The sequence below is a fragment of the Salinarimonas sp. genome, assembly GCF_046292825.1.
In the GTDB taxonomy this organism is placed as follows: domain Bacteria; phylum Pseudomonadota; class Alphaproteobacteria; order Rhizobiales; family Beijerinckiaceae; genus Salinarimonas.
Genome location: NZ_JBKBQG010000016.1, coordinates 1 through 12,050, shown reverse-complemented (window position 1 = coordinate 12,050; position 12,050 = coordinate 1). Strand labels below are relative to the sequence as shown.

Sequence of the window (12,050 nt, the reverse complement as noted above, 5' to 3'; positions counted from 1 at the left end):
TGGCGAAAGCGCGCCCGGGACGTCGGGGACGCACCCGACGCCCCGGGCTCTGCGCCCGCGGCGCCCGTCAGGACGCGCGCTTGAAGACGAGCGACGCGTTCGTCCCGCCGAAGCCGAACGAGTTCGAGAGGACGACGTCGATCTTCCGCTCCCGCTTCGTCTTCGGCACGAGATCGATCGCGGTCTCGACGGAGGGGTTCTCGAGGTTGAGCGTCGGCGGCGCGACGTTGTCGCGGATCGCGAGGATGCCGAAGATTGCCTCGATCGCCCCGGCCGCGCCGAGGAGATGGCCCGTGGCGGACTTCGTCGAGGACATCGACAAGGAGCCCGCCGCGCCGCCGAGAAGCCGCTCGACCGCCCGCAGCTCGATCTCGTCGCCGAGCGGCGTCGAGGTGCCGTGGGCGTTGATGTAGTCGATCTCGCCCGGCGTGATCCCGGCCCGCTTCAGCGCCGCCCGCATGCAGCGATAGGCGCCGTCGCCGTCCTCGGAGGGGGAGGTGATGTGGAAGGCGTCGCCCGACAGGCCGTAGCCGACGAGCTCGGCGTAGATCTTCGCGCCGCGCGCCTTGGCGTGCTCGTATTCCTCGAGCACGACCACGCCCGCTCCCTCGCCCATCACGAAGCCGTCGCGGTCGCGGTCGTAGGGACGCGAGGCGCGGTGCGGCTCGTCGTTGAAGCCCGTCGAGAGCGCGCGGCAGGCAGCGAAGCCGGCGACCGAGATGCGGCTGATCGGCGATTCGGTGCCGCCGGCCACCATCACGTCCGCATCGCCGAGCGCGATCAGCCGGGCGGCGTCGCCGATGGCGTGCGCGCCGGTCGAGCAGGCGGTGACGACGGAGTGATTCGGCCCCTTGAGCCCGTGCTCGATCGAGACGTAGCCGGAGGCGAGGTTGATCAGGCGGCCGGGAATGAAGAACGGCGACACGCGCCGCGGCCCCTTGTCCCGCAGGACGAGCGCCGTCTCGGCGATGCCCTCGATGCCGCCGATGCCGGAGCCGATCAGCACGCCCGTCGCGGCCTGGTCCTCGTGGCTCTGCGGCTTCCAGCCGGAATCGGACAGCGCCTGCGTCGCCGCGGCCATCGCGAACACGATGAACTCGTCGACCTTGCGCTGGTCCTTGGGGTCCATCCACGTATCGGGATGGTAGGTCCCGTCGGACCCGTCCCCGCGTGGGATCTGACACGCGATTCTGCAGGGCAGATCGGCGGTCTCGAACTTCTCGATGCGGGAGGCTCCGCTCCGGCCCTCGAGAAGGCGAGCCCAGGTCTCGTCGACGCCGCAACCGAGCGGCGTGACCATTCCCAGGCCCGTGACGACGACGCGGCGCATCATCATGATGTGCTCGAAAGGCGCGCCCGCGAGGCCGCTTCGGGCGCCGCGGGTCCGCGCGCCTTCCTCAGCCGGCGTTCTTCTCGAGGAACTTGATGGCGTCGCCGACCGTCACGATCGTCTCGGCGGCGTCGTCCGGGATCTCGACGTTGAATTCCTCCTCGAACGCCATCACGAGCTCGACGGTGTCGAGGCTGTCGGCGCCGAGGTCGTCGATGAAGTTGGCGTTCTCGGTCACCTTCTCGGCCTCGACGCCCAGGTGCTCGACGACGATCTTCTTCACGCGCTCAGCGATGTCACTCATCGTTCGTGTTCCTCGTCTCACTCGTCGCTTCTAGCGGGTTCCGACACGTGCCGGGCCCGCGGGGTGAACCTCGTGTTTTCGCTCGGATCGTGAGACCCGGGACGCTCGCGATGCAAAAGCCCCATTTGCGTCCGCGGTCAAGCCCCCGACCGGCCGAGAGCCGGCGGCGGGGCCGCGCCACGTCGAAAATCCACGGGTGATTAACACACGCCCCGCGCGCTGGCGAGTGCCTGCGCGCATGGGATCGCATGCCGTCTCAGATCATCGCCATGCCGCCGTTGACGTGGAGCGTCTGACCGGTGACGTAGGCGGCCTCCTCGGAGGCGAGGAAGACCACCGCCGAGGCGATCTCAGCGCCCGTGCCGAGCCGGCCGGCGGGCACCGCCGAGAGGATGCCCTCGCGCTGCTTGTCGTTGAGCGCGTCCGTCATCGGCGAGGCGATGAAGCCGGGAGCGACCACGTTGACGGTGATCCCGCGGCTCGCGATCTCCGCGGCGAGCGCCTTCGACATGCCGACGAGCCCGGCCTTGGCCGCGCAATAATTGCCCTGGCCCGGATTGCCGGTGGTGCCGACGACCGAGCCGATCTGCACGATCCGCCCGTAGCGACGGCGCATCATGCCCTTCACCGCCGCGCGCGCGAGGCGGAAGGAGGCGGTGAGGTTGACCGCGATCACGCTCTCCCAATCCTCGTCCTTGAGGCGCATGAAGAGGTTGTCGCGGGTGATGCCGGCATTGTTGACGAGGATGTCGAGCCCGCCCATCGCCGCTTCCGCAGCGGGAACGAGCGCCTCGACGCTGTCCTTGTCGGAGAGGTCGGCGCGCTCGACGTGCACGCGCTCGCCGAGTTCGCCGGCGAGCGCGTCGAGCGCCTCGATCCGCGTGCCCGACACGACGATCGTCGCGCCCCGGGCGTGCAGCGCGCGCGCGATGGCGCCGCCGATGCCGCCGGTCGCGCCGGTGACGAGGGCCTTGCGGCCGGTGAGATCGAACATCGTCAAGCTCCCTTCCCTTCGTCGGCCGCGAAGGCGGCGACGTCCTCGGGCGTGCCGACGGCGCGCGTCGCGACGCCCGGCGCGATCCGGCGGATCAACCCGCACAGGACCTTCCCGGCTCCGACCTCGACCATTGCGGTCACGCCGAGATCGGCCATGGCGGCGACCGATTCGCGCCAGCGCACCGTGCCGGTCACCTGCTCGACGAGGCGCGCGCGGATCGCGTCCGGATCGACGATCGGGCCGGCGGTGACGTTGGCGATCACGGGCACGGCGGGTGCCCGCACGCTCACCTGCGCGAGCGCCGCGCGCATCGCCTCCGCCGCCGGCGCCATCAGCGCGCAATGGAAGGGGGCGGAGACGGGCAGGAGCACCGCGCGCTTGACGCCGCGCGCCTGCGCGATCGCGATCGCGCGCTCCACCGCCGCCTTGGCGCCCGAGACGACGACCTGGCCGCCGCCATTGTCGTTGGCCACGTCGCAGACGTCGCCCTCGGCGGCCTCGGCGGCGATCGCGGCCGCGTCCTCGCGCTCGACGCCGATCAGGGCGGCCATGGCCCCGGTGCCCACCGGCACCGCGTCCTGCATCGCCTCGCCGCGGATGCGCAGGAGGCGGGCGGTGTCGGCGATCGAGATCGCGCCGGCCGCCGCGAGCGCCGAATACTCGCCGAGCGAATGGCCGGCGACGTAGGCCGCGTCGCGGGCGATCGCGAAGCCCGCTTGCGCCTCGAGCGCGCGCAGGGCGGCGAGGCTCGTCGCCATCAGGGCGGGCTGGGCGTTCGCGGTGAGCGTGAGGGTCTCCATCGGCCCCTCGAAGATCAGGGCCGAGAGCTTCTCGCCGAGCGCCTCGTCGACCTCCTCGAACACGGCGCGTGCGCTCGGGAAGGCCTCGGCGAGCGCGCGGCCCATGCCGACGGCCTGGCTGCCTTGACCGGGAAAGACGAGTGCACGGGTCATGTCGGTTCCTTCGCGGGGCGCGTCCGAGAATGCGCGGGCTTGGCAAAGGCAGGGCGGGAAGTCAAGGCGAGCCGAGACGCGCCCCCCGGCGCCGCGCCCGGCGCGGAGACGTCTTGCCCGACGCCCTGCCCCGAAACGGCACGGACGAATTCGTCGAGATGCAGCATTGCACCGATTTGGTTCAGTGTTTCCTTAAAGAGTCCGAGTCATGCTTCGTCCTACAGAAGAAGAGACCGGCGCCAAGCAGGTCTAACTCACCTAACGTCAACAGATCAACATAGGTTATGCTGCAGCGCAGCGTCACCAGTGCCAGGGAGCCACGCATGCAAACCGTCCTCAAGACCGTTCTGAGCGCCGTCTTCGCCATCGGCCTCGCCACCGCCGCGCAGGCCGATCTCGCGCCGCTGGAGATCGAAGGCGCCACGACCGTCGACGCGGACGGCGTGATCGAGCTGATCGAGCGCCACCCCACTCTCGTGATCCTCGACAACCGCAACCAGGCGGATTTCGACGCCGGCCGGATCGAGGGCGCCGTGCGCCTGATCGACACCGACATCAACGGCGAGGCGGATCTCGCCGCGGTGGTGCCGACGAAGGACACGCCCGTCCTGTTCTATTGCAACGGCCTGCGCTGCGGACGCGCGGCGAACGCCGTCGTCAAGGCGGTGAGCTACGGCTACGGCAACGTCTATTATTACGCGCTCGGCATGGAGGAATGGCGCGAGAAGTCCCTCCCGCTCGTCGCCTGGTGAGCCGGCGATCCGTTCCCCGGGCATCGTCCGCACCTTGCGCGGGCGATGCCCCGCAAGCCCCGAGCCCTAGAGACCCGAGGATCCTCATGTCGGAGCGTCGCAAGCTCTTCGCCATCCTGGCGGTGTCGGTCGCGCTCAATTGCGCCGCCGCCTTCGTGGCCATGCTCGTCGTGACCGATCGCTACGGCGAGGCCGTCCACGACGCGAACGCGGCCCAGATCGGCACGATGCTCGATCGCTACGTCGAGGAGACGGCCTGGACCGGCTATGTCGAGCGCGTCGGCGGGTTCGCGGCGCAGGTCGCGCAGGAGGCGGAGATCCGCCAGCTCCTGGGCACCGGCGACGCCGCAGGCCTGCGCGAGGCGCTGCCGCGGATGCTGCGGCGCGACATCGTCACCTCCGGAGCGGTCTCCGTCATGGGGCTCTCGGTGCTCGGCACCGATGCGATGCCGATCGCCGATCATCGCGGCGGCGCGGCGGCGGCCCCGCCCGTCGCGCTCGCCGATCGCCTGCGCGCCCGCGAGGGCACCGACAGGCTCGTGCGGCTCGTGCACCATTGGCAGGAGCGCGGGGAGCCGCGCATGTCCGTCGTGGTGCCGATCGGCGGCCTGCGGCTCGCCGGCTATCTCGTCGTCGACACCGATCCGCTCCACGCGCTCGCGACGACCGACACGCGGATGGGCATGGGCATCGTCTATCTCTCCGCGCAGGACGGCCGCGTCCTGCGTCGCCTCGACAATTTCGCCCTGCCCGTGGGCGCGGTTCCCGCGAGCGCGGTTCTCGACATCCGCACGCCCGAAGGCGACGTCGCCTTCCGCGCCGATGCGAGCTGGGACGCCTCGGGCTATTCCGGCACGGTCGCGAGCCTGCGGGCCTGGTCGCTCGGGGGGCTCGCGCTCCTGATCGCGACGATCGGCGCGGGCACGATCGGCCTCGTCTTCCGCCTCACCCGCCGCATCGCAGCCGCCGAGGCGCAGGCCGCCGAGGCCGTCGCGGCCGAGCGGGCGCGCCACGAGGACGAAGCCCGCGCGGCCCAGGACGCCGCCCGCGAGCGGGCCGAGAGCGAGCGCCGCGAGGCCATGATCCGCCTCGCCGACCAGCTCGACGCCTCGGTCGCCCGCGTGGCGCAGACGCTCGGCAGCGCCTCGGCCCAGATCGAGGGCAGCGCAGAGGCGCTCCTCGCGCTCGCCACCGCCACCAGCACCCGCGGCGAGAGCGCCGGCGAGGCGACGAAGCGCGCCACCGCCGACGTCGGCACCGTCGCCTCCGCGAGCGAAGAGCTCGCCGCCTCGATCGCCGAGATCGGCGCGCGCGTCGCCCAGGCCTCGAACATCGCCGAGAGCGCGGTGGGCGAGGCGGACGCGGTCGGCAACAAGGTCCACGCGCTCGGCGACGCCACCGCCCGCATCGGCGACGTCGTCTCGCTGATCAACGAGATCGCCGCGCAGACCAATCTCCTCGCGCTCAACGCCACCATCGAGGCCGCGCGCGCCGGCGAGGCGGGCCGCGGCTTCGCGGTCGTCGCCGCCGAGGTCAAGTCGCTCGCCAACCAGACCGCCAAGGCCACCGACGAGATCGGCACGCAGATCGGCGCCGTCCAATCGGCCTCGGTCGAGGTCGTCGCGGCGATCGAGGGCATCTCGCGCACGATCCGCGAGCTGAGCGGCATCGCGACGAGCGTCGCCGCCGCCGTCGAGCAGCAGCGCGCGGCCACCGACGAGATCGCCCGCGGCGTCTCCCAGGCGGCGGACGGGACGGAGACGATCGCGAGCTCGGTCGAGGCCGTTGCGGGGTCCGCCGCTCAGACGATGGACAAGGCCGGCGAGGTCCGCACCGCCTCCGGCATCCTCGCCGCGGAGGCGCAGACGCTCCGCCGCGAGGTCGCCGGCTTCGTCGAGCGCCTGCGCGCGGCGTGAGCGTTCGGAGATCTTGGCCCTCGGTCGTCGTCGCGTCGGTCGCGCTTGCCGCGACGAGCCCAATCTACGAATCCCGCGCAGAGCGCCCGCTCAGGCGAAATCGGAATCGAGGGCGCCCTCCTCGCGCGCGAGGCCGAGATAGGCCTCGCGCAGGCGGCGGGCGACGGGGCCGGGGCGGCCCTCGCCGACGGGGGCGCCGTCGATCGAGACGATCGGCATCACGATCGCCGAGGCCGAGCAATAGAAGGCCTCGCGCGCGGCGTGCGCCTCCTCGACCGTGAACAGCCGCTCCTCGACCTTCATCTGCAGGTCGGCGGCGATCTTCTTCACCGCGAGGCGGGTGATCCCCGGGAGCACCGCGTTCGAGAGCGGACGCGTGACGAGGGTGCCCTCCGCGCTCACGATGAAGGCCGTGGACGAGCCGCCCTCGGTGACGTGCCCGTCCTCCACCATCCAGGCCTCGGCGACGCCGGCCTTGGCCGCGGCCTCCTTGGCGAGGACCTGCGCGAGGAGCGCGACCGACTTGATGTCGCGGCGCTTCCAGCGCAGATCCGGCACCGTGATCACCCCGACCCCGGTCTCGGCGGCCTTCGAGGCGAGAATCGCCTTCGCCTGCGTGAACATGACGACCGTCGGCGCCGTGTCCCGGGGCGGGAAGGGGAAGTCGCGCTCGGCCACGCCGCGGGTCACCTCGATATAGACGAGCCCCTCGCTCAAGCCGTTGCGGGCGGCGAGATCGGCCATCAGCTCGGTCCATCGCGCGATCGAGTAGGGATTGGCGATCTCGATCTCGGCGAGCGAGCGCTCGAGCCGGGCGAGATGGGCGCGGGCATCGACGAGGCGCCCGTCGATCACGGCCGCGACCTCGTAGATCCCGTCGGCGAACAGGAAGCCGCGATCCATCACCGAGATCTTCGCCTCCTCGAAGGGGACGAACGACCCGTTGAGGAACACGGTGCGCTGCGGGGCGGGGGACGACGACATGGACAGGGGCCTCTCGACTGGGTTCGGGCGCTCTTGCCAGCAAAGCTCACACGAGCCGCGGGGCGCGCGCAACCCGCGCGGCAGCGCCATCCGCATGCGCGCTCCCGCGAGGCGGGGGCGGACCCGCTCAGGTGATCTTGCGCACGAGCCGCACGAGCGTCGCCCGCTCGGCGGGCGTGAGCGGCGCGAGGGTCAGGCGCGTGATCTCGGCCGCCATCGGCAGCGCGCGCGCGACGACCCGCTCCCCCTCCGGCGTCAGCGCGACGACATGCATGCGCCGGTCCTCCTCGGAGGGCAGCTTCGCCACGAGCTCGCGCTCGACGAGCCGCGAGACGACGCCGTTGATCGTGGAATTGTCCATCGCCGTCTGTCGTCCGAGCGCGTTCTGCGAGCACGGGCCTGTCTCGGCGAGCTTCGCCATCACGGCGAATTGCTGCGCCGTCAGCGCCTCGGGGATGTGGGCGGCGAAGATGCTCAGGTGGCGCTGCTGCGCCTTGCGGATGAGAAAGCCGATCTGGTTCTCAAGCACGTAGCCGCGCCGGCGGCGCCCGCGCATGCCCTCCGGCTCCGGCGCGAGGGCCGGGGCGGGATCGTCTCGAGCGTTCTCCGGCGCGTCGTCGTCCTCGTCGTGCGACATGGGGATGCTTTAGGGAAAATGGGCCGACATGGCAACGATCGCGCGCGTGCCGCCCCGCCTCACGCGTCGGCAGGCGTGGGCGCGGCGGGGGTGGCGGCGGGAGAGGCGGCGGCGGCGGTGGCCTTGGCGATCGCGGCGGCGAGCTGCTCCTGGGTGAAGGGCTTCGCCAGAAGACCCGCGAGCCGCGCCGCCGCCCCCTCGGGCAATTCGGAATAGCCCGTCGCGAGGACGACCGGCAGGCCCGGCAGCTCGGCCCGGATCGCCTCGGCGAGTTCGAGGCCGGTCATGCCGGGCATCATCTGGTCGGTGATCACGAGATCGACGGTGCGGCCCGCGCGCAGGATCTCGAGCGCGGCACGCCCCGAGCCGGCTTCGATCGGTTCGTGGCCGAGATCCTCGAGGATGCCGGCGGTGCCCATCAGGACGAGGGCGTCGTCGTCGACGGCGAGCACGCGCAGCGGGCGGGCGGCGGCGGGCGGCGGGGCGACGGCGGGCTCCTCGGCGGCGTCTTCCTGGAGATCGGTCGCCGGCAGGAGGATCTCCGCGGTCGTGCCCTCCCCCGGCGCGCTCGTCAGCGTGAAGGCGCCCGCCGATTGGAGCGCGAGGCCCTGCACCATCGAGAGGCCCATTCCCGTGCCGCGGCCGACGTCCTTCGTCGTGAAGAAGGGCTCGGTCGCGCGCGCGAGCGTCGCCGCGTCCATGCCGGTGCCGGTGTCGACGACGCGGATGCGCAGATAGCGGCCCATCGCCGTGCCCGAGCGGATCGCCGCGCCCGCGTCGTGGACGACCTCGTCGACGCCGATCGTCAGGCGCCCCCCGTCGGGCATCGCGTCGCGCGCGTTGACGGCGAGGTTGAGGAGCGCGAGCTCGAGCTGGTTGGCGTCGACGAGCGCGCGCGAGAGCGGCGCCGCGAAGCGCGTCTCGACGGCGATGCGGGGTCCGAGCGTCCGGCGCAGGAGCTCGGTCATGCCGCTCACGAGATCGGGCAGCGAGGTCGGCCGCGGCACGAGCTCCTGGCGGCGCGCGAAGGCGAGCATGCGCTGGGTGAGCGCGGTGCCGCGCCGGGCACCCTCGGTCGCGTTGTCGATCAGGCGCTGGGCGCGGGCATCCTCCGGCGGAATGCGCTTGCGCAGCATGTCGAGCGCGCTGAGCACCACCATCAGCAGATTGTTGAAGTCGTGGGCGATGCCGCCGGTGAGGCGCCCGAGGCTCTCGATCTTCTGCATCTGCACGATCTTGGCCGCGCCCTCCTCCACGAGCCGCTCCAGATCGGCGTTGAGCCGCGCGAGCGTCTCCTCCGCGCGCACCCGCTCCGTCACGTCGTCGAAGGCGGCGACCGCGAGGACCGGCTTGCCGCGCGTGTCCTGCACCGCCGAGGCGCTGACTTCGAGCTCGATCACGACGCCGTCCGCGCGCTTGTAGGGGACCCGCGCGCGCTCGACACGCTCCCCGTGCAGGGCGACGCGGGCGAGCGGGTACTGCTCCGGCGGCAGCGGCCGCCCGTCCGGCGTCAGCGCGCCGAGGGCGCCGTAGGCCTCGATCGTGCGCGGGCCGACGAGGGAATGGCCGAGGAGATCGAAGGCGCGGGTGTTGCTGAAGACGACCGCACCCTCCGGCAGGGTCGCCACCGCGATGCCGACCGGCATCTGCTCCAGCACGGCCCGCAGCCGCGCCTCGCTCTCGGCGAGCGCCTCGGCGGCGGCCTTCTCCTCGTTGATCGAGCGGAAGAACACCGTCAGCCCCTGCGCGGAGGGATAGGCGTTGACCCGAAACCAGCTCGAGAGCGGCTTGTAGTAGAACTCGAAGGAGCGCGGCCTCCCCGACGCGACGGCGGCGCGGTAGTTCTCCCCGAGCGGACCGTCGTCGGCGCCCGGGAACGCGTCCCAGAGGCGCGCGCCGACGAGGTCGCGCCCGGCCGAGATCTCGGCTTTCGCCCGCGCGTTGAGGAAGGTGAAGCGCCAATCCCGGTCGAGCACGTAGACGCTGTCGGTCGTGCTCTCGAGCACGTCGACGAGCCGCGCCTCGGAGCGCCGCAAGGCCTCGATCCCGCGCCGCTCGTCGGCCGCGGCGGCGAGCACCAGCACGGTCAGCGAGGTGACGGCGGCGAATTGCTGGGCGAGGAACACCCGCCCGCCGAGCGCGGTGAGCGCGAGTTCGAAGGGCCCCAGCCCGATCGTCGCGCCGATCGTCGCCACCGCCGTGACGATCGCGAGCGCGGCGGCCGCGCCCCGCACGTGGAAGGCGAGCGCCGCCCAGATCAGGATCGGGAACACGCTCCAGATGCCGAAGAAGGTCCGTCCGGGCGCGAGGAAGATCAGCCACGAGGCCAACGCCGCGACGACGAGGAGCGCCGCGAGGTGGAGGCGGTCCGCGACCGAGAGCGGGCGTCCCCCGGCGCCGACGAAGGCGAGGATCAGCGATCCGACGACGAGGCCGCCGACGGCGTTGCCGGACCACCAGTTCACCGCGACGATCACGGCGGTGCCCGCGCCGAAGCCCGCCGACAGCCACAGGGCGAAAACGCCGACGCAGGCCGATACGGCGGCGTTCGCGGCGCTCGCCGCGGCGAGCGCCAGGACGTCGCGCACGCCGACGAGACGTCGGTCGAACCGCGTCGTGCGGCGCAGGACGAGGATCGGCAGGACGGTCCCGAGCGCGTTGCCGAGCGCGATCGCCGCCTCGACGGCGAGCGGGTGCTCGCTGCCGACCGCGATCCCGGCGAGGAAACGGCCGATCGCGATCGCCGGCCACAGCCGCACGCCGTGCAGGAGGAGCCCCGCGAGGCCGACGCCCGCCGCCGGCCAGACCGGCGAGCCGGCCCCGCCGATCGCCGCCCATTGCAACCCGACGAGCGCCGTCGCGAAATAGGCGATCGTCAGGCCGATGCCGACGACGAGGTCCCGGGAGAGACCGGATGAGCCGTTTTGCACGAGCGGTTTCCGCGTGGCGTTCGTCCGAGGCGACAGACCCTAACCTCGAACCGGACGCGAAATCTAGCGTGCCGATCCCCCGCCGACCTCGCGCGGAGCGATGGCGTCGATCATGCGGTCGCGCAGCGCCTGCCGCTCGGCGATGGTCCGCTGCAGCTCGATCAGGGTCGCCCTGTTCGAGCCGTAGGCGACGATGCCGATCAGGATCGCCGAGATCGCGAGCACGAAGCCGAGCCCGCCGAGCCGAACGAGCCCGACGAGGACGAGCGCGAGCGCGAGGCCGCCCGTCGCCATGCCGAGGCGGGCCGCCTGCATCAGCTTGGCGCAGCCGCTTGCGCGCGCGTCGAGCGCCTCGATCTCCTCCTCCAGCCGCGCGATCGCCTCGTGCGCGTCGCTCATCGGGATCTCCCGCTCGGATGTCGCCGTCCGTCTTAGAGCGCAAGGCGCGCTCGCGCTCAAGCGGGCTCGCCCGCTCACGGCGTCCGCGTCGGGCGCGGCGGCGGCAGGAGGGCGCTCTCGGCGAGGAGCGAGCCGAGCCCCGCGCGATCGGTCTCGTCGAGGGAGGCGAGGACCGGCGCCTGTCGGCACCGGGAGGGCCCCGCCCGCTCGCCGAAGGCGGCGGCGAGGCGGGCATCGCCGCCGTCGTCGAGGAGGACGAGCCGCTCGATCGTGCAGACGAGGTCGGCGGGCGTCGCGTCGGCGGCGCAGAGCCAGCCCGAAAGCCGCAGATCCGCGCCGCCGCGGAAGGCGAGGCAGGCGCGCACGGGGCCGTTCTCGAGCTCGAGCGCGGCGATCTCGAGGGGGCCGAGCCGGCTCTCGTGCCAGGCGGGCTGGCCGCTGCGCGCGAGCGCGAGCCCGGCCTCCGCCGCGACGAGCGCGGTCTCGACGAAGAAGGGTCGAGCCTGCGCCTCGGGCGCGTTGCGGGCGAGCATCAGGCGCAGATGCGTGCCCGGTTCGTCGAAGGCGCCGAAGACGAGGCTGTCCTCCAACGTCCCGTCGGCGCTCGCGCGCGCCACATGGGTCTTGGGCAGGCCGGCGAAGCCGGAGGCGTCGAGGCCGAGCGTGATCAGCGGGCGGTCGAGCGTGCGCCATTGAGCGGGCGGCGCGGTCAGCACCGGAGCCGGCCGCGCGGCGATGCCGCCGATGACGAGCGTCTCCTCCGCCGCACCGCGCTCGCGCGGCGCGTAGAGCGCGAGGAGCCCCACGACGGCCGCCGCGCCGGCGGCGCCGACGAGCAGGCGGGCGAG

General features: G+C 72.6%; 11 protein-coding genes. 2 read left to right on the top strand and 9 right to left on the bottom strand.

Annotation, left to right across the window (positions count from 1 at the left end):
* Nucleotides 1–67: 67 nt before the first annotated feature.
* The 4 genes from fabF to fabD form a co-directional block, all read right to left on the bottom strand.
* Nucleotides 68–1,330 (bottom strand): beta-ketoacyl-ACP synthase II, encoded by a 1,263-nt coding sequence (gene fabF, locus ACK4UM_RS09845; protein WP_409798404.1) that lies wholly within the window; start codon nt 1,328–1,330, stop codon nt 68–70.
* Between the two features lie 67 nt (nt 1,331–1,397).
* On the bottom strand, nt 1,398–1,634 hold the full coding sequence (locus ACK4UM_RS09840; RefSeq protein WP_409798269.1) for an acyl carrier protein: 237 nt from the start codon (nt 1,632–1,634) through the stop codon (nt 1,398–1,400).
* Between the two features lie 256 nt (nt 1,635–1,890).
* Nucleotides 1,891–2,628, bottom strand: a complete 738-nt coding sequence (fabG, locus tag ACK4UM_RS09835) for a 3-oxoacyl-[acyl-carrier-protein] reductase (protein WP_409798267.1) — start codon at nt 2,626–2,628, stop codon at nt 1,891–1,893.
* Nucleotides 2,629–2,630: 2 nt separating this feature from the next.
* On the bottom strand, nt 2,631–3,584 hold the full coding sequence (gene fabD / locus ACK4UM_RS09830; RefSeq protein WP_409798266.1) for an ACP S-malonyltransferase: 954 nt from the start codon (nt 3,582–3,584) through the stop codon (nt 2,631–2,633).
* Between the two features lie 323 nt (nt 3,585–3,907).
* Here fabD and ACK4UM_RS09825 point away from each other — a divergent pair, with 323 nt between their 5' ends.
* Complete coding sequence (locus ACK4UM_RS09825) at nt 3,908–4,336, top strand: rhodanese-like domain-containing protein (RefSeq protein ID WP_409798264.1); 429 nt, start codon at nt 3,908–3,910, stop codon at nt 4,334–4,336.
* A gap of 86 nt (nt 4,337–4,422) precedes the next feature.
* On the top strand, nt 4,423–6,252 hold the full coding sequence (locus ACK4UM_RS09820; protein ID WP_409798262.1) for a methyl-accepting chemotaxis protein: 1,830 nt from the start codon (nt 4,423–4,425) through the stop codon (nt 6,250–6,252).
* Between the two features lie 90 nt (nt 6,253–6,342).
* Here the strand turns inward: ACK4UM_RS09820 and ACK4UM_RS09815 are convergent, their stop codons facing one another.
* The 5 genes from ACK4UM_RS09815 to ACK4UM_RS09795 form a co-directional block, all read right to left on the bottom strand.
* Nucleotides 6,343–7,236, bottom strand: coding sequence for a D-amino-acid transaminase (locus tag ACK4UM_RS09815; RefSeq protein WP_409798260.1), 894 nt, complete (start codon nt 7,234–7,236; stop codon nt 6,343–6,345).
* Between the two features lie 127 nt (nt 7,237–7,363).
* A complete protein-coding gene (locus ACK4UM_RS09810) occupies nt 7,364–7,873 on the bottom strand; it encodes a MarR family winged helix-turn-helix transcriptional regulator (RefSeq protein WP_409798258.1) in 510 nt (169 codons plus the stop codon).
* A gap of 59 nt (nt 7,874–7,932) precedes the next feature.
* Nucleotides 7,933–10,803 (bottom strand): MASE1 domain-containing protein, encoded by a 2,871-nt coding sequence (locus ACK4UM_RS09805; RefSeq protein ID WP_409798256.1) that lies wholly within the window; start codon nt 10,801–10,803, stop codon nt 7,933–7,935.
* Between the two features lie 63 nt (nt 10,804–10,866).
* Nucleotides 10,867–11,202: a hypothetical protein gene (locus ACK4UM_RS09800; protein ID WP_409798254.1), complete on the bottom strand. Its 336-nt coding sequence runs from the start codon at nt 11,200–11,202 to the stop codon at nt 10,867–10,869.
* Between the two features lie 74 nt (nt 11,203–11,276).
* Nucleotides 11,277–12,050, bottom strand: a 774-nt coding sequence (locus tag ACK4UM_RS09795; protein ID WP_409798252.1) for a hypothetical protein, incomplete at its 5' end; no start/stop codon positions are given.